We start from the raw sequence: 16,037 nt of genomic DNA, 5'->3' as shown, positions 1-16,037 counted from the left end.
AGTCAACATCCCAAAAAACCATTTCATGCCCCCATAAGGCGAATGGTTGACGCTTTTTTCTGCTTAACCGCATTTTCGCGCCTCAAAACAGTAAAAAGCTGAACCATATCTTATTCCTGGGTTCAGCCTTTTTGTGTTTTACCTTGATTCTTTTGTTGGCGAATATATTTTAACGGTTAGCTCCTTTAATTATACGGTTGACTCGATTAATTTAACGGTTGCAGAAGATTTTTTAACGATTAGTCTAACTTTAATCCCCGTTGTTTTTCTTTTAATCCCTGTTGAACACGATTTAATCCCCGTTGTTTTTCTTTTAATCCCTGTTGAACACGATTTAATCCCCGTTGATACAATTTTAATCCCAGTTGAACATGATATATTCCCGGTTAACCCAATTTTATTCCCGGTTGAGCACGTTTTATTTCCAGTTGACCTAGTTATATTCACGGTTGATTAAACTTTGAAACAAGTTAGCAAATGCAGGTCACTATTTCAACGAACATATTTCGAAAAATCACACACAAAAAGGCCGAGCCGGCAACTACCGGCTCAGCCCTGTTCAGTTCGCCTTCTTCTCGTATTTCAAAACATAAAGAGGTTCATTCTCCATCCATTCGGCAAATAGTACATCTTCAACATGATGGATTTTCTGTTTCTCTAACTCATTTTTCAGCCATTGCTCATCGACGCCGGCTTCTTTAAGATTATCGCTTACCACTTCACCATCAAGGATCATGTTGACTGGCAGGCTTGGTTCGTCTGCTTTGATTTTCATATCGCTATTTTTAGGTGTGTCATAATCCGCTTTGGGCAGGACACTGACCATCCCATTCGTTTCATGATGGCATATTCCACTTCGCGAAGTGAGAAGTAACCTTGCTGCCTGACAAGACTCTGTAGCTGATTGATATCCAGCTTTGCTTTTTTCAAAGCTTCGAATTTAATCTTTCCTTTACGGACTACAATATTCGGCTCGCCCTCAAGCAGCTTCCGCGATGACATGAATTTTTGAGTAATAGTCTCAGTCACATAAACGAGTACTCCCCACAATGTTACAGCAAAGGCAATTTCGCCAATCTTCACTTCGTGATCATAAATCGCATTTCCTACAAGTTCACCAAGGATAATGGCAGAAATAAAATCAAAGGGCGTTATCTGGGAGAACTGAGTTTTCCCCTGCAATTTCGTCATGATAAATAAAAACACAAACCCGCTTGTTAATTCTAGTGCGATTGATAAGTAATGATTCAACACTCCCACTCCTTCCTCCCCATTATGGGAAGTTTTTCAGAAGTTGAATCATTTTTTAAAAAAATATCTGCAAAAAACGACAAATGAATCGAATTTTTTGTCAAACAATTTCATTACCATTTAACGGTAAAACATGTAACTTTTATAATAAAAAACCGTTTATAAGTATGTAAATATCTTTACTAATACAGCAGGACCAAAGACTTTTGTGTAGATCGGCCTGCAAATGAATCAGGGGGATGGGGAATGAAAAAGTGGCTGGTATCAATGATGCTTCTTGTATCAATGATGTTTTTTGAGGCACCTGCAGAGGCTGCCGGCGGGGATTTGATTATCATTAATAAGTCTATCAATCAACTGGCTTATTATAAAAATAATAAACTGGTAAAAACGTTTAAGGTGGGTACTGGGCGGAAAGCATCCTACACGCCTGAGGGCAAATTCAAGATCGTGAACAAAATCAAGAATCGCCCATATTACAGTGGAAAGATTCCTGGCGGGGACCCAAGGAATCCGCTTGGCGACAGATGGCTGGGCTTAAATGCAAGAGGCACATGGGGAACAACGTATGCGATCCACGGTAATAATAATCCTAAATCAATCGGCGGATACGTTAGTGCCGGCTGTATCAGGATGTACGACAACGAAGTGCAATGGCTTTATGACCAGGTTAAGGTAAACACTCCGGTTGTCATCACATCAATCCAAAAAATCCTTCAATGCGATCGCATCCGCTAATGGGTATAAGGTTTCCGGCCAGGCTTCCGTTCCAGTGACTGCTGTTCCATCAAGTACTGTCCTGAAAAAAGGGATGCGAGGTCCTGAAGTGAAGCAGCTGCAGCAGGCGTTGACAAACAAAGGCTACAGTACGAAAGGAATCGACGGTGTATTCGGTCCGGCAACAGAAGCAGCCGTAAAGAGTTTCCAAAAGGCGAAGAAGCTCAAGGTAGACGGTGTCGCTGGACCTGCCACCAAAAAGGCACTCGGAATGAAATAGCATCTGCACAAAAAGACGGTCCCTCCTAAACAGGAAGGACCGTCTTCATCTTTATACGCCTTTAACAAGTTCCCTCATCGAGTTCAGCTTTTCGGAAAGCTCCAAGAACCATTCTTCATCTCCAGTGGCAAGCGCGAGATCAATTAGATATTGAATTTGTTCTTTGTTTTTCACCTTCGGATTAGGCAGTTTTTTCACTCCGTTAGTGGACATTGGAATCGTTTTGCCTACCATTGATTCATCATCACTTGATGTGATTGTTGCATTTACTTTATCATCCAAAATATCAAGTGACTCTATATATCCGATGAATAATTCTCCATCTCTGGATTTTCCCTTGATCCAATCGCCTACTCTTAAAATCGTGTCATTATTGGAAAACATATATGTCACCTCATTTAATATAAACTGTAATATTTTTCATTACATTTACCAGCTAAGAAAGCTGGCGTGCTCTTAGTCACAACAGTTTGTTTCTTTGACCAGGTCGACTACTTCCTTTATGGAATAGTGCTTTAAATATTCTCCCAAATGTTCTTCAGCACCCAGGAAAATGGCAAACAACACTTTGTGCATATTTGCTCCGACAACGCATTTTTCGTTAGAGTCCGGACACTTAGGCTGCAGTGCCCCTTCGGAGGTCAATTTATAGATATCCCAGAGGTTCACTTCATTTAAATCCAGTGCAAAAATGAAGCCGCCGCCGGTTCCCTCTTTTGATTTGATAAATCCATGTTTTTTTAACAGGCCCAGCACTTTGCGGATCCGTACAGGATGAACTCCAGCACTCTCCGAGATCGCTTCGCTTGTCGACATTCTGTCCGGCTGCAGAGCAAGTAAGGTTAAACTGTGAATGGCAAGAGTAAAATCGCTGTTCATTGCCTGCCTCCTAACAGATTTGTTATGCTATATACTACATTTTATCCAGTTAATTGAAAAGCAAAAAGTATTTTGAGCACTAATTCGCGATGTTTTCCCACTCAAAGCCGGAGAATGTACGCAGCTTACGCGGCAAGAAACTGCGAATTTCTTCCTCATTATACCCAACCTGCAGGCGTTTATGGTCCTGGATAATCGGACGGCGCAGCATTTGCGGGTTTTTAATGATTAAATCATATAACTGATTCAGCGGAAGAGAGTCAATATCCACATCCAGCTGCTTATAGGTTTTTGAATTCGTCGAGATAATGTCTTCCGTTCCATCCTCTGTCAGGCGAAGAATAGATTTAATTTCATCGACTGTGAGTGGTTCAGATACGATATTTCGCTCAATAAAATCAATCTGATGTTCCTGCAGCCACGCTTTTGCTTTCCGGCAGGAAGCACAGCTTGATGTGATATATAAAGTTACCATAATCCACAGCTCCTTCGTTCAACTGTAATGATAAAAATTACAGATAAACAGCAATAGGTTCTTAAATTTAAAAAATACTAATACTGTAATAATAAACTTTACAGTTAACAAAGTCAATAGTCGTTTCTAGGTCACTCCCCATTTTCTCATTCCTTTTAAAATAGGCTTATCCTTTCGAAACTCTGTTGAAATCCTCTCGTCAAACTATTTGAGGTGATAAAAAATGATGAAGACAAAACGTTTCATACAGCTTGGGTTGAGTCTCTTATTGATCGGTTCCTTACTCTTTTTTACCAACGGGTCTGGCTATGCAGATAATCATGCTGTCACTGTTAAAAAAGGCGATACATTATACAGCCTTTCGAAAAAATACAACCTGACTGTCGAGGAGTTAAAGGATTTCAATGGTTTGAAGAATAATACTATTTATATTGGCCAAAAACTTCTCCTTCCCGGCTTGGCTGAATCACAATCTATGTATGCAGTAGTCGGGGGTTCTTTTTCCAAGAAAGACAATGCAGCGAAGCAAATCGCAGTTCTGAAGAAGAAAGGAATTGAAGCCACAGTCATCACAAAGGTCATTAACGAAAAAACCTTATACCGCATCCAGGCTGGAGTTTTTTCTGAAAAAGCAAATGCGGAAAAACAAAAGGCTTTATTGATCAAAAATGGCATTAAAGATGCTTACATCGATACGAATAAGAACCTTAATGTTCATGGTGTTTATATTGGTTCCACCTATAGCCAGCTTCTGCAGAAATTCGGGAAACCGTTAAAAACCGAGGATCAGCTGAATATCAGGTCGCTGAACTACACTGGAGAAGGTGCCGGAGTCCGCGTGAATTTTAAAATGAAGAATGGTTCGGTGTTCGGTCTGCAAGTCTATCCGGAATATTTAAAACTAAGTTCCCTTCCGAAAGACAAAAGTCAGGTTATCAAGATATATGGATACCCTAATGAAGTAAAGAGCGTCTCCTGCTACGAAAGCGCGACTTGCGAACAATTCATCTACCAATTTAACAAGAATGAATTAATCATCCAGTTCGACCGTGATGGAAAAACCGTCCAATATTTTGATTTAAGCAGATTAGATAATTAGATTCGAGACCGCCGCTTGGCGGTTTTTTCTTGAACTATTTTTGGGGATAGAAATATGCAAGGAATAAATAATAAGGAGGATACAATTTACATAAAAAGGAGAAGGTACAATGAAAAAATTATTGTTGATGGGTTTTATTTTATTATTCCCGCTAAACATGATGGCAGGATCAACACCTGCCTATGCTAAACCACAACACAAATGTATCACCCAATCTGAGGTGAAATTCGAGAATGGTTTCCGGAGACTGTGGGTTGACCATGTTTTATGGACAAGCAACTATATTACAAGTGCCACAACAGCTGGTGCTGAGGACCAAAAAGAGGTGCTCGAGAGACTCCTGAAAAACCAGGAGGATATCGGAAATGCTATTAAACCGGTGTACGGCGAGCACGCTGGGAAAAAGCTTACAGATTTGCTTAAAGAGCATATTGTCATCGCTGGAGGTATTGTCGAAGCAGCCAAAAGTGGAGATAAAGCAAAGCTGGATCAGCTAAATAAAGAATGGTATCGAAATGCTGATGATATCTCGGCCTTCCTTAGCAGTGCCAACCCGAACTTAAAAAATGAAGAGGTTAAAAAGCTGCTATATGCGCATCTCAAATTGGTGGCAGATGACCTTGCTGCAAGCCTGGATAAAGACTGGGCAGCACGAATCGTTTCAATTGATGACGGAATGAGTCATATCATCATGATGGCCGATGCCATTTCTGAAGCTGTCGTCAAGCAGTTCCCTGAGAAGTTTAAGAAATAACGTTAAATCCCTGGGGTCTAGACGGACACCAGGGATTTTCTTTGATTTTTCAAAGGTAAAGAATAAGAAACGGTACGCTGAATGCAAGTAAAATCTTTAAGCATCACTTCGGGCATATATAACCTTCTTAACTAACACTCAACCCCTCGGTTATATTCTTTCCTGGACAGGCATAAGGTTTAATGTAACTTGAACAAAAGGAGCCATTAAATTGATAAGAATACTAGGATTATCCGCACTCTTGCTATTCTGTATATACCTGGTCTATACCTATCCGCAAAATGCCCAGAAAAACGCTGATCTCGAATATTTGGAAACCGACGCCAGTGTCCAGAATGACAATGAAATTTTAGAGACCATCTTGCCTGAATTTGAATACCTGCACATAGAATCCCTGGACAAGGAAGTAGATGGATATATCGTTGAAACCTACAGAGAGTACGAAATCCATCGCGACCAGGACGGCCACATTTTAAAACGAATTCCTACTTCAAACTATGAGTATGTACGATATAAAAACTATTAATCACTTCTTAATAGAAGATAGCCTGGCACAATGTCCAGACTACTCTAGTTTCTCCATGGTTAAGATGCAGCTTTTGTCTTCAGCAAGCTTATGCCCATTCCGATAAAAACAATGCCAGTCAAACGGTTTAAGATCGTTCCGGCTTTTGCATTTTTCCTGAGACTTGATGTTGCCATCGAGGAGAAATAGGCAGTCAGCAAACTCCAGGCTCCCCCGGTCAAGGTGAACGTCAATCCCAGAATGATGAATGGAATTGGGCTTGCAGCACCCCCATCGGCGTGAATAAATTGAGGAAGAAATGCCAAGAAAAACAAAGCCACCTTTGGATTCGTCACGTTCGTGATCATGCCTTGAAAAAAGATCTTTTTGTTGCTTTGGATTGGCAAAGCTTTCTGTTCACGTGCATTGCTTTTGGATATTAACATCTGAATCCCCAGATATGCCAGATAAATAGCGCCGGCAATTTTAATGGTTTGAAATAAAAAAGCTGACTGTGTTAATATGACGGATAATCCGAAAGCTGCAAGGAGTGTATGGACAACGATTCCGGTAGAAATCCCAAAGGCTGAGAAAATCCCAGCTGTCCTGCCTTGGGATATACTTCTGCTCACTATGTACATAGTGTCTGTACCAGGTGTTAAATTGAGCAGAATCGCTGTTGCCAAAAATACTTCGAAATTACTTATCCCAAACATCGTTCATCTTCCCCTACTGTAAAATTAACTTTCTCTTATACAGCATTTTGCTGATGCTGTTGGATGAAAGCTCCCAATGCTTCTTTAAACTTCTGGATTTCTTCCATTGTATTATAAGGCGCCAGCCCGATCCGTACCCAGCCTCCTGTTGGATAGACATCTAGCACCTCAGCCATCGTGGAGGCATAGAAGTCCCCATCTGCGACACACATATTGAATTTATCGGCTAGCCAAGCCGTGACCTCACGGGAATTATGACCTTCAATTGTAAAAGCAAATGTTGGTGTCCTTCGTCCAGATGCTGCACGATACAGCGTCACTTCCGGGAGGCTGCGCAAAAAGCTTTCCACTTCTGCTGCAAGTTTACTCTCATATTCATCGATTGCTTGCATTCCGGACAGCAGTCGTTCTCTTCTCGTCTCGCCATGTCCCAGCTCTTCGATGAACTGGATGGCTCCCATCACCCCTGCAATGCCTTCATGATTCTGAGTCCCAGTTTCAAGCTTGTAAGGTATTTCCGCAGGCGCTGGCTTTAGCTTATAAACTGGAAGCTTTTCAAATAAACTCTCTCTTACCACGGCGATGCCGACATGCGGACCGAAGAATTTATATGCAGAACATAGCAGGATATCACACCCTAACTCCTTAACATTAATTGATAAATGCGGCACTCCATGGACTGCATCGACAACTGCAAGGGCGCCAACTTCTCTCGCACGATCAATGATTGGTTTTAAATCCGTCACAGTCCCTGTTACATTCGATGACATCCCTGCGGCCACCAGCTTTGTTTTATCAGTGATGATCTCTTCTAAGTCTGCTACATTTAAAGTGAAAGTTTCAGAATCCAGTTCAATAAACTTAATCGTCGCGCCGCAATCCCTCGCAAGGGTAATCCAAGGATCCACATTGGCCCTATGGTCGAGCTCGGTGACCACAATCTCGTCACCCTTTTTAATAAAACCAGCCAGACTCCGTGCAATCGCAAAAGCATGTGTCGTCATATTCGCTCCAAACGCAACTTCATTCGCCTGGCATCCAAGCAAATCAGCGACAGCCTCGCGTGCTTTGTCCAGCATTGCATCCGTGTCAGCACTTGTGTTGAAGGTACCATGAAGATTTGCCATGCCATTCCTTATGTACCGATACATTGATTCCATTGCATAATCGACCATTTGCGTACCGCCCGGCCCATCAAAGTATATTACCTGCCGACCATTATCCTTTCGACTTAACGCAGGAAACCTCTCTCTCACCTGGTCGATTGGAAACATATTAGCCAACCCTCATCACTCCTTCTGCCAAACTGATATCAACTTATTATGTCATAATTTTCTAAAAATTGCAGTTCTAATCTTTCGACAAACGAAAGAGGAACCATTTTAAACGGCTCCACTCTCGAGATAATCTTTATTCTTCTTCGGGAAAATACGGGCAAACTATAAAGCATTGGCCGCTCTCTGAACAAACAATCTGGCAATCGTCGAATGGGTCTTCACCAACTGCATAGCAGGCTAAATAACAAATTGGGCCTACACAAACCAATACACAGTCATCTGGTACTTCCCTTACAGGAATGACCCTTAACTTAGGAAAAGGCACACTATTCACGTTATGGCCGCAAAACAAATCAGCTAAATCACCCTTCTGATCTTTTCTTTCCATCTTTTCACCTCCATACTATCAAGGTATTCATGGAGGGAGACAAGGGTATGGATGTCCGTTCTGTAGAGAAGAAATTAGGCGTTCTCCTTTACTGTTTATTAATTACAATCGAAAGCTTATAGCCCACATAATTGCTCAAGTCTGTCAGAAATTCATCTAGAATCTCGTTAGATGGAAACCTGCATTCTAATAGGTAACAGCTTTCCCCACTGACTTTATAGTGGTTCATAACGTAAGTTTCTTGTTTTTTTAAGAACGAAAGATATGGCTGGTGATTTGTAGTTTTCGTAAAAATATGTATGATTGCATGAACTGAATACCCCATTTTCATTTGGTTCACTTTAATGGTATACCCTTCAATGATTCCGAGATCCTCTAACTTGGCAACCCTCGCTGAAGCAGCCTGGCCAGTCAAATGGACTTTTTCACCTAGTTCCTTCATGGTAATCCTGCTGTTCCTGGTAAGCTCATCTATAATTTGTGAATCAGTGTTATCCAACATTGTTTCAAATCCTTTCAATATTCAAGTAAAAAAGGAAAAAGACTTGATTTAAGCTATGTAAGTCTAAAGCGGTCTTATTATAAACTATAAATACATTATAGAAAAGGAGCTAATGAATATGAATATACAACAAATTCGAAATGCAACATTGGTTGTACAATACGCTGGAAAGAAGTTTTTAATCGATCCATTTTTGGCTGAAAAAGGAGCATATCCTCCGTTTCCAAATTCATTAAGGCAAGATCGAAACAATCCTTTAGTAGGCCTGCCGGTGTCCATTGACGACATGGTCAATGATATAGATGCTGTCATTGTAACGCATTTACACCTCGACCACTATGATGAGGCTGCCAAAGAGGTGCTTCCGAAGGAACTAAAAATGTTCGTACAAAATGAGGAAGATGCCAGTGCAGTCCAAAATGACGGTTTTAAAAATGTAGAAGTTTTACAGGATGATACCGTTTTCGAAGGCATTCAGTTAATTAAAACAAAAGGCGAGCATGGCAGAGGAGAAATATTAAAACTTGCCGGCCTCGTGTGTGGTGTTGTATTTAAACACGATACCGAGAAAATCTTATATGTAGCAGGAGACACTGTCTGGTATGAAGGTGTACAAGAAGCAATCGATACTCACAAACCAGAAGTCATTGTCGTAAATGCAGGAGATAATCAATTCCTTGAAGGCGGCTCACTTGTCATGGGGAAAGACGACGTGTATGAAGTGCATAAAGCCGCTCCTTCTGCAAAAATCATCGCCAGCCATATGGAAGCCGTCAACCATTGGACACTATCAAGGGAAGAACTGAAAAGTTTTGCAGATGAAAAAGGATTCTCCTCAAGTGTTCTCGTCCCAAATGACGGAGATTCATACAGATTTTAATAACCTCCAGGTCACCCAGAAAGCTCAGAGGCTTATTAAGATCCTGAGCTTTTTCACTGTAGTTAAAACAAACTATAAACAATAAATGTTCCAATACAAAGATTTTGAAAGTAAACACATATTAACATTCAAGTATGATACACTCTATTGATAATGTCTTTTATTTGATGGGGTGCTAATTTGGAAAGTATGCATTTAAAGGAAGTTAATGAACTTGCAGGCCTTACCAAGGGACACGGATTATATTTCTTTGAGAACCAGGAACAGTATGATACTCGAGTGGTTGACTTCGTTATTTCGGGACTGGAACACGGAGAATATTCCATCATTGTAGAAAATGACCGAATGAGACCCTTGATTATCAGAAAACTCGTGAAGTCAGTGGATGAAAACAGTTTGGAAAAAGTAAAGTTCATCAATAACTTTGACTTTTATTATGCCAAGGGAGACTTTAGCGTTAATTCCATTCCTGATTTCCTTCCTAGCCTGATCGACGGTTATTCAGAGCCCGATGTAGTCATTCGCAGCTGGGCTCATGTAGAATGGCGGGATGAACAAGAAATCACCAGAAAATTAATCGTTTCTGAACAAGAATCTGATACCATTGTGGCCGAAGCAAAATTTCTAGCTGTTTGTGCCTACGATTTCGAAAGGGTTAGCCAAGAATTAATAGATGGCCTTATAAATTGCCATGATTTTATTATTAATGGTAAAGAATGAAAGAACTCAGGCTCACCGATCTGGCGAGCCTGATTGATTATTTAATAGGTACTTCATTTTTGCAGAAGCTTGATCGCCGACATAGTTTCCCGTAATCACCCTGCTTGCTAATCTTCGAAAAGAATAGGTAGAACCTGGCCACAGAGTGCTGTTCCTTCCCGTATGGTCCAGATACCAGCTTTTACACCCCCCGCTTGTCCAAACAGTTCCTTTCATCGATTTTTCTGTATTTTCCACAAAACCCTTCTGGGCGTCCATACTCGGTTCGATGATGTCGAGCTGATTTTTCTGCATATGCTTCAAGACCCCCATCATTTGTTTAATTTGTGCTTCTATCATATAAATTACCGAGGTATGGCCAAGTCCAGTATTAGGACCTTGCATAATGAATAAATTAGGGAATCCTGACACAGTTGTCCCCAGATATGCTTTTGGACTTCCGGCCCAGACATCAGCTAAACGCTGGCCATTCTTGCCAAAAATATATCTAGCGAAAGGGATATCTGTTATTTGAAAACCTGTACCAAAGATGATTGAATCCACCTTTGCCTCCGTACCGTCCGCTGCAATGATGGAATCCTCGGTTACCTCCACGACTTCTGAAGTAACAACATTTACGTTGGGTGCTGCCATTGCTGGATAGTAAACATTTGATTGAAGAATCCTTTTACAACCTATTATATAATCTGGTGTGAGCTTCTCCCTTAGTACAGGATCCTTGATGGAACGGTACATATTGCTAAGGGCAGCTTTTGCTACAATTTTCATATACTTTGGATTCCGGAAAGCAATCCCAAGTAACTCGCGCCTGATATAAATCCCTAACCTGGTTGCTTTTTGCAATAAAGGAAACTTGCTATACAGCTTCTGCTTAGTTGGGGATATTTTTTGATCAGGCCGACCAACTACCCAGGCCGGGGTCCTCTGAAAAACTGTCATGTAGTCCACTTCAGGCTGTAATGCCGGGATAAACTGGATTGCCGAAGCGCCAGTTCCGATGACGGCGATCCGCTTTCCTTTTGGTTCAAAGTTCTTTGGCCAATTGGAGGAATGGAAAGCCTCCCCTGCAAAAGTATCTAAACCTTTTAGCTTTGGAATAGCGGGATTACTAAGTGCGCCAAATGCACCAACGACCATTTGAGCATTAAAATCTCCCTGACTTGTGGCAACATACCACTCACAGGTGTCTTCGTTCCATTCCATTCTCTTAACCTCATGCCGGAAGCGCACATGACTTATCAGGTCAAACTTTTTGGCACAATCCTGCAGGTACGCATAGATTTCGGGTTGTGAAGAGAACTTGTGGCTCCAATTTGGATTAGGCGCAAAGGATAAGGAATATAGATGGGACTCCACATCACACGCACAGCCTGGATAACGGTTATCCCTCCATACTCCTCCTACGTCTTCACCCCGCTCAAGAATGATAAAGTCATTTTCCCCGGCTTGTTTTAGCCTGACAGCCGCTGCAATCCCGGCAAAACCGCTTCCGATAATGATGATTCTCGCTTTGTTTATAGGTTTCATCTCTCAACCCCCTGTCTTACATTTATTTTCCTTAAACTTTCTGAATGTTATAAAGTTTTATCACCTCTTCCTCAAACTAAGCTAATAGATAGGAAATACTATCTGGAATTCGTTTCTTGAAGTTTTGATAATTATGTTCCGCTCCCTCAATCACTTTCAGTTCTGCTTCAATTCCTTTTAGTCTGATTATCTAAAAAATGGCTTTATTGGTCTCCAGGAATGGCCCAGCGAGTTTCTCGCCACCCTCTTTCGTGCCGCAATCAAGATATACTTTTTCCAGTTGAGATAGGTCTGCTGTTTTTAACAAATGCTCGATCTCCTCCTGGTTACGGTAAAAACCGGAAGAAAACCCTGCTATTCTTTTAAAAATATGAGGGTATGTACATCCAGCATATGTTGTGATTAATGCACCAAGAGAGATGCCGGCCATATAGGTTTCATGCGGATTCGTGCTATAATTTGAATCTATGAGAGGCTTTAACTCGTTGACAATGAACTCCACATACTCCTTACCTTTTCCGCCTTCAAAACTTGGCTTGCCCAGAAGCTTTGTTGTATAATCTCCATTCACCCAGGGACAATATTCATTTATTCTCTCAGCAGAATTCTGGTCAATGGCCACTACAATTAGCCCCACTTCATGTTTATCCAGATACTCGTGTAATTCCAGCCCCACGCCGCCAATCGCCTCTTCGTTGCCAAACACATTCTGGCCATCATGCATGTATAGAACAGGATATCTTTTCTCGGCAGAACCAGAAGGCATATACACTCTAATTTTTCTATCCTCACCAAACAATGCCACTGGGAAACTTTCAATCATTTTTTACACATACTTTCCTATTAATTTGAAGGAAATTTTACCATATCAACGAATTCCATACTAGAACAAGTTGCACAAAAAGCATGGGATGTCCCATGCTTAGTTGCTAATGACCTTCAGCTTTTTCTTATCGCTGCTTGAAATTACAACCTGGTATTTTTCATCCTGGATGGAAAGTAAAGCTTGTTCAGATTGGAGAAAGTCCTGGACTGTTTTTTCGATCGTTTCAGCTACTTGCTCAATATCAGGATCCGTTGACTTCAAAACCAACCGAATCGAAATGTAATAATGCTCTTTTTTGTTATTAGAGAAGCCTACAGAATCGATTTGGTATTCCGGATTTGCCTTTAACCCTGTGGCAATCGAATCAAATATCTTCATGAACTTGCCGCCACGTTCTTCAAGCCCAGGGTCATATGTGTATACCTTTACTTCGATATCGCCAAGTTCTCTTTGTTTCAGCTTTTCTTTTATTTCGATTGGGATATTCTTGATATTTGGTTCGGTTACCGGAAGCTCGAGATTGACTCGATTCACGCTGATCCCGCTTGTGTGTCTTGGAGAATCATAATTGTATTTGCCCAGCACTTCATATACCGTTTTCTCTATTTCAGCAATCTTTTTATCAGATTCTACATCAATCTTGCTCCATTGTTCAGCAGCTTCCGGATCGTTTGCCACCCTGATATCGTAATCTTCTTCATTCCTCGACTTAAGAATAGCGCTGATCATATCCTTAATTGGTGTTTTCATTTCGTGATAATATTCCTCGGTATTAAAAACCATCGCTTCTATATATTTTTCTTTTCTATTAACATGCAGTGCAATATTTGTAAAATTCTTTTCCACGATTGCTTGATTTATTTCATTTTCAAGGGTTTTTACCTCGATTTTCTTTTCAAAAATAAGATTAAGGTAAGGTATCCGGGATGCCACTTGCGCTACAGCTGGTGAAACAAAGGCTGTGCTGATGAAAAGCCCTAGTGTCGCTGCAGCCGAAAGTGAAAGTATAGCCATTCTTTTTCTGATGATGCCGTTTCTTTGTTTTCTTAAATTGGTCTGAAACCTATTCCAATCTTCATCAACTTGTTCATCTGCTTCTGGGGAGATTTGTTTCTTTGGTATCTCGTCGATCATTTGAAAAATACTTTCAGGAACCTCCAGCTGCTCAAGTGATTCGACCTTGTCCTTTTTATTAGATCCCATTTACCTTCACCTCCTGTACAAATTGCCTGGATTCCTGAAGGATTTTTGCCAGGCTTTGTTTTCCCCGCTTCATCCTTGCTTTTACCGTATTGATATTTTCATTGAGGATTAGCGAAATCTCCTTTACAGACATGTCTTCATAATAATAAAGGAATATCGGCAAGCTCTGCTCCCTTTTCAACTTCATCAGGTGGCGAATCATTTCACTCTTGCTTTCTTTATGTATGGCGATTTGCTGAGCTGACTCAGAAGTAATTTTCAGCTGAGCTTCTCTATTATCATCAAAATCTATGTAAGCCAGGCGATTGTTTTTTCGGTATATATCTATAGATCGAGAATAAACAAGTCGATAAAACCACGCCTTAAAATTCGTGATATCTTTCTTTTTCATAATGCTGACATAAGCACCCTCCAGGGCAATTTGCAATGCATCCTCAGTATGCTCTTTTGATCGAAGGATTATATACGCTGTCTTATAAGCCGAAGACAACAATGGCTTAACAAGGATACTGAATGCCTCATGGTCTCCTCCCCTGATCCTAACGATTAATTCCTGTTCCTTATTCATTGAGGAAACCTCCTTTCATTTGCTACATAAGTATAACGAAATGAAGGAAAGATTTGGTTGCACTTTTTTTAAAATAAATCTTAACATTTAAAGCAGGAGGATTATTCACTAACGGCGAAAACAAGGAACAACCACTACTTACTAGGCATATTTGGATACCGTAAAAATATATTTAAGTTGATTTCAGGATTGCTTAGGGGGCATTTTATGAAAAAAACAATCATGATTATGTTGATGATTATCATTGTCGCTGTCGGGATCATTTGGACATTTGACTATGTCAGCAGTGATGGAGATTTTACTAAATGGAGCCATACCACCATGGGTTCTGAGTATTATAAAGATGATAAGAAATTCTATCTGGGATATGATTTTACCTGGGAAGGCATCGGAAAACCCACCCTCGAGAAAGTCGAGTTCATCAAGAAAGACGGGACGATAGTCGCCAAGGATGATGATGAATTCAAGATTGAACCCTATATCGCAAAAGGACGATATATTGGTGCTTTCGATGAGGAACAAGTTCTAGAAGAAGGAATACAGGAAGATTTCATGAATATTAAAAATTACCAGGTAGATAACGATTTTCATTTAATCCTAGCTGTCCAATATAATGGTACGACTCCAGAAAATGATATTAATTTATTAAGAATTACCTATAAAAAATTCGGCGTCACCCAGCATCGAAACATTCCGTTTGATGATGGAGTTATAACTGATCCCATGGAAAATTAAGAGATTCCGCAATAGCTTGATTGCTAGAATAGCAAAACTATTTCACTTGATAATAACCTCTGTAAAAAATTGAGTTTTTCGGTTTAATTGCAATTAAAAATGAATTGTAAATATCTGAAGCAGAAATTATTGAGTTTATCCAACACACAAATAAAATGATTGATTTTATTTCTCCTGATACATAGAAAGACATAGCGGCAGGCACTACCGATAATGCAATAAAGGGCAAGCTCATGAAAATCCAAAATCTTGTTTTGGATAGAATTGCATCTGTATTTAGCCAAAAAAATACCCCGCTAAATGTTAAGCTAATATCGCCTTTTTTGTTTACGACTAAAACATGTAGACTTTCGTGAATAAGGAAGACAAAAATACCTATTATAATGAGATAAAATACATTAATATGAGTGAAACCTGTTCCAAAGAAATAGGGTAACATAAAAATAATGAACTGAAGTAGATATACAAACTTCATATAATGTTGTCGATACCACTTGTTCTGTATAAAAGGAGTCCATTCAGACAAGTCCATACTTATCTGTGGTAAGTGGCGAAACCAAATCATGATAAGAGCTCCTCTCCCTCAAAAGAATATTGAAAAATAAACATTTCATTTACTATCAATCTTCATTTGTAAAATTTTACAAATAGATTTCTTATAGTTTACCATAAGATTTCTCAAAAACTCCAAAAAATTCAGTAAACTACACAACTTAAAAACGCACAGTAAATCAT

21 protein-coding genes and 1 pseudogene are annotated in these 16,037 nt (G+C 40.1%); 9 read left to right on the top strand and 13 right to left on the bottom strand.

Going from position 1 to position 16,037, the window contains the following annotated elements:
* The first annotated feature begins 133 nt into the window (after positions 1-133).
* A complete protein-coding gene (locus FOF60_RS10510; RefSeq protein WP_192472416.1) occupies positions 134-457 on the top strand; it encodes a hypothetical protein in 324 nt (107 codons plus the stop codon).
* 102 nt (positions 458-559) lie between these two features.
* Here the strand turns inward: FOF60_RS10510 and FOF60_RS10505 are convergent.
* A pseudogene (locus tag FOF60_RS10505) lies at positions 560-1,251 on the bottom strand (DUF421 domain-containing protein).
* Between the two features lie 246 nt (positions 1,252-1,497).
* Between FOF60_RS10505 and FOF60_RS10500 the strand changes: the two are divergent.
* Both FOF60_RS10500 and FOF60_RS10495 read left to right on the top strand, forming a co-directional pair.
* Positions 1,498-1,989 (top strand): L,D-transpeptidase, encoded by a 492-nt coding sequence (locus tag FOF60_RS10500; protein WP_264647669.1) that lies wholly within the window; start codon positions 1,498-1,500, stop codon positions 1,987-1,989.
* The gene (locus FOF60_RS10495; protein ID WP_264647668.1) at positions 1,940-2,248 is read left to right on the top strand and encodes a peptidoglycan-binding domain-containing protein; all 309 of its coding nucleotides are present in this window, start codon (positions 1,940-1,942) and stop codon (positions 2,246-2,248) included. The genes FOF60_RS10500 and FOF60_RS10495 overlap by 50 nt, the downstream gene beginning before the upstream one ends.
* Before the next feature lie 51 nt (positions 2,249-2,299).
* Here the strand turns inward: FOF60_RS10495 and FOF60_RS10490 are convergent, their stop codons facing one another.
* The 3 genes from FOF60_RS10490 to spxA form a co-directional block, all read right to left on the bottom strand.
* Positions 2,300-2,632 carry an IDEAL domain-containing protein gene (locus FOF60_RS10490; protein ID WP_192472413.1) on the bottom strand — a complete coding sequence of 111 codons (333 nt, stop codon included), beginning with the start codon at positions 2,630-2,632 and terminating at the stop codon, positions 2,300-2,302.
* A 72-nt stretch (positions 2,633-2,704) separates the two neighbouring features.
* A complete protein-coding gene (locus FOF60_RS10485) occupies positions 2,705-3,127 on the bottom strand; it encodes an RrF2 family transcriptional regulator (protein WP_192472412.1) in 423 nt (140 codons plus the stop codon).
* 79 nt (positions 3,128-3,206) lie between these two features.
* Positions 3,207-3,602: a transcriptional regulator SpxA gene (gene spxA, locus FOF60_RS10480; RefSeq protein WP_192472411.1), complete on the bottom strand. Its 396-nt coding sequence runs from the start codon at positions 3,600-3,602 to the stop codon at positions 3,207-3,209.
* A 223-nt stretch (positions 3,603-3,825) separates the two neighbouring features.
* On the opposite strand from spxA, the gene FOF60_RS10475 reads away from it, so the two are divergent.
* The 3 genes from FOF60_RS10475 (at position 3,826) to FOF60_RS10465 (ending at position 5,981) form a co-directional block, all read left to right on the top strand.
* Positions 3,826-4,701: a LysM peptidoglycan-binding domain-containing protein gene (locus FOF60_RS10475; protein ID WP_192472410.1), complete on the top strand. Its 876-nt coding sequence runs from the start codon at positions 3,826-3,828 to the stop codon at positions 4,699-4,701.
* A gap of 109 nt (positions 4,702-4,810) precedes the next feature.
* On the top strand, positions 4,811-5,455 hold the full coding sequence (locus tag FOF60_RS10470) for a glycosyltransferase (protein WP_192472409.1): 645 nt from the start codon (positions 4,811-4,813) through the stop codon (positions 5,453-5,455).
* 211 nt (positions 5,456-5,666) lie between these two features.
* Positions 5,667-5,981, top strand: coding sequence for a hypothetical protein (locus FOF60_RS10465; protein ID WP_192472408.1), 315 nt, complete (start codon positions 5,667-5,669; stop codon positions 5,979-5,981).
* A 59-nt stretch (positions 5,982-6,040) separates the two neighbouring features.
* On the opposite strand, the gene FOF60_RS10460 is transcribed toward FOF60_RS10465, so the two are convergent.
* The 4 genes from FOF60_RS10460 to FOF60_RS10445 form a co-directional block, all read right to left on the bottom strand.
* Positions 6,041-6,676, bottom strand: coding sequence for a LysE family translocator (locus tag FOF60_RS10460; protein ID WP_264647667.1), 636 nt, complete (start codon positions 6,674-6,676; stop codon positions 6,041-6,043).
* A 35-nt stretch (positions 6,677-6,711) separates the two neighbouring features.
* Complete coding sequence (locus tag FOF60_RS10455) at positions 6,712-7,950, bottom strand: cysteine desulfurase-like protein (RefSeq protein WP_192472480.1); 1,239 nt, start codon at positions 7,948-7,950, stop codon at positions 6,712-6,714.
* Positions 7,951-8,086: 136 nt separating this feature from the next.
* Positions 8,087-8,341 carry a hypothetical protein gene (locus FOF60_RS10450; protein ID WP_192472407.1) on the bottom strand — a complete coding sequence of 85 codons (255 nt, stop codon included), beginning with the start codon at positions 8,339-8,341 and terminating at the stop codon, positions 8,087-8,089.
* Positions 8,342-8,429: 88 nt separating this feature from the next.
* The gene (locus FOF60_RS10445; RefSeq protein ID WP_192472406.1) at positions 8,430-8,843 is read right to left on the bottom strand and encodes an Lrp/AsnC family transcriptional regulator; all 414 of its coding nucleotides are present in this window, start codon (positions 8,841-8,843) and stop codon (positions 8,430-8,432) included.
* Positions 8,844-8,961: 118 nt separating this feature from the next.
* Between FOF60_RS10445 and FOF60_RS10440 the strand changes: the two genes are divergently transcribed.
* Positions 8,962-9,723, top strand: coding sequence for an MBL fold metallo-hydrolase (locus FOF60_RS10440; RefSeq protein WP_192472405.1), 762 nt, complete (start codon positions 8,962-8,964; stop codon positions 9,721-9,723).
* Positions 9,724-9,912: 189 nt separating this feature from the next.
* Complete coding sequence (locus FOF60_RS10435; RefSeq protein ID WP_225650271.1) at positions 9,913-10,443, top strand: MEDS domain-containing protein; 531 nt, start codon at positions 9,913-9,915, stop codon at positions 10,441-10,443.
* A 12-nt stretch (positions 10,444-10,455) separates the two neighbouring features.
* On the opposite strand, the gene FOF60_RS10430 is transcribed toward FOF60_RS10435, so the two are convergent.
* The 4 genes from FOF60_RS10430 to FOF60_RS10415 form a co-directional block, all read right to left on the bottom strand.
* Complete coding sequence (locus FOF60_RS10430) at positions 10,456-11,970, bottom strand: flavin-containing monooxygenase (protein ID WP_192472403.1); 1,515 nt, start codon at positions 11,968-11,970, stop codon at positions 10,456-10,458.
* A 190-nt stretch (positions 11,971-12,160) separates the two neighbouring features.
* A complete protein-coding gene (locus FOF60_RS10425; RefSeq protein ID WP_225650263.1) occupies positions 12,161-12,793 on the bottom strand; it encodes an alpha/beta hydrolase in 633 nt (210 codons plus the stop codon).
* A 99-nt stretch (positions 12,794-12,892) separates the two neighbouring features.
* Complete coding sequence (locus FOF60_RS10420) at positions 12,893-13,999, bottom strand: DUF4030 domain-containing protein (protein ID WP_192472402.1); 1,107 nt, start codon at positions 13,997-13,999, stop codon at positions 12,893-12,895.
* Positions 13,989-14,567 carry an RNA polymerase sigma factor gene (locus FOF60_RS10415; protein WP_192472401.1) on the bottom strand — a complete coding sequence of 193 codons (579 nt, stop codon included), beginning with the start codon at positions 14,565-14,567 and terminating at the stop codon, positions 13,989-13,991. Before FOF60_RS10415 ends, FOF60_RS10420 begins: the two co-directional genes overlap by 11 nt.
* 207 nt (positions 14,568-14,774) lie before the next feature.
* Here FOF60_RS10415 and FOF60_RS10410 point away from each other — a divergent pair, with 207 nt between their 5' ends.
* Positions 14,775-15,302, top strand: a complete 528-nt coding sequence (locus FOF60_RS10410; RefSeq protein WP_192472400.1) for a hypothetical protein — start codon at positions 14,775-14,777, stop codon at positions 15,300-15,302.
* A 37-nt stretch (positions 15,303-15,339) separates the two neighbouring features.
* Here FOF60_RS10410 and FOF60_RS10405 read toward each other — a convergent pair whose 3' ends face one another.
* Entirely contained in the window at positions 15,340-15,834 is a 495-nt protein-coding gene (locus tag FOF60_RS10405; protein WP_192472479.1) for a DUF3267 domain-containing protein, read from the bottom strand.
* Positions 15,835-16,037: the final 203 nt, after the last annotated feature.

Source organism: Mesobacillus jeotgali, from assembly GCF_014856545.2.
Classification (GTDB): Bacteria; Bacillota; Bacilli; order Bacillales; family Cytobacillaceae; genus Mesobacillus.
Note: the sequence above shows the minus strand (reverse complement) of the source record. Positions and strands in the feature narration are given on the sequence as shown.

Bases quoted from the DNA above. Each gene is read 5' to 3' on its own strand.
- FOF60_RS10500 (WP_264647669.1), top strand. From the start codon at position 1,498: ATGAAAAAGTGGCTGGTATCAATGATGCTTCTTGTATCAATGATGTTT.
- FOF60_RS10490 (WP_192472413.1), bottom strand. From the start codon at position 2,632: ATGTTTTCCAATAATGACACGATTTTAAGAGTAGGCGATTGGATCAAG.
- FOF60_RS10485 (WP_192472412.1), bottom strand. From the start codon at position 3,127: ATGAACAGCGATTTTACTCTTGCCATTCACAGTTTAACCTTACTTGCT.
- spxA (WP_192472411.1), bottom strand. From the start codon at position 3,602: ATGGTAACTTTATATATCACATCAAGCTGTGCTTCCTGCCGGAAAGCA.
- FOF60_RS10475 (WP_192472410.1), top strand. From the start codon at position 3,826: ATGATGAAGACAAAACGTTTCATACAGCTTGGGTTGAGTCTCTTATTG.
- FOF60_RS10470 (WP_192472409.1), top strand. From the start codon at position 4,811: ATGAAAAAATTATTGTTGATGGGTTTTATTTTATTATTCCCGCTAAAC.
- FOF60_RS10460 (WP_264647667.1), bottom strand. From the start codon at position 6,676: ATGTTTGGGATAAGTAATTTCGAAGTATTTTTGGCAACAGCGATTCTG.
- FOF60_RS10455 (WP_192472480.1), bottom strand. From the start codon at position 7,950: ATGTTTCCAATCGACCAGGTGAGAGAGAGGTTTCCTGCGTTAAGTCGA.
- FOF60_RS10450 (WP_192472407.1), bottom strand. From the start codon at position 8,341: ATGGAAAGAAAAGATCAGAAGGGTGATTTAGCTGATTTGTTTTGCGGC.
- FOF60_RS10445 (WP_192472406.1), bottom strand. From the start codon at position 8,843: ATGTTGGATAACACTGATTCACAAATTATAGATGAGCTTACCAGGAAC.
- FOF60_RS10440 (WP_192472405.1), top strand. From the start codon at position 8,962: ATGAATATACAACAAATTCGAAATGCAACATTGGTTGTACAATACGCT.
- FOF60_RS10435 (WP_225650271.1), top strand. From the start codon at position 9,913: ATGCATTTAAAGGAAGTTAATGAACTTGCAGGCCTTACCAAGGGACAC.
- FOF60_RS10430 (WP_192472403.1), bottom strand. From the start codon at position 11,970: ATGAAACCTATAAACAAAGCGAGAATCATCATTATCGGAAGCGGTTTT.
- FOF60_RS10425 (WP_225650263.1), bottom strand. From the start codon at position 12,793: ATGATTGAAAGTTTCCCAGTGGCATTGTTTGGTGAGGATAGAAAAATT.
- FOF60_RS10420 (WP_192472402.1), bottom strand. From the start codon at position 13,999: ATGGGATCTAATAAAAAGGACAAGGTCGAATCACTTGAGCAGCTGGAG.
- FOF60_RS10415 (WP_192472401.1), bottom strand. From the start codon at position 14,567: ATGAATAAGGAACAGGAATTAATCGTTAGGATCAGGGGAGGAGACCAT.
- FOF60_RS10410 (WP_192472400.1), top strand. From the start codon at position 14,775: ATGAAAAAAACAATCATGATTATGTTGATGATTATCATTGTCGCTGTC.
- FOF60_RS10405 (WP_192472479.1), bottom strand. From the start codon at position 15,834: ATGGACTTGTCTGAATGGACTCCTTTTATACAGAACAAGTGGTATCGA.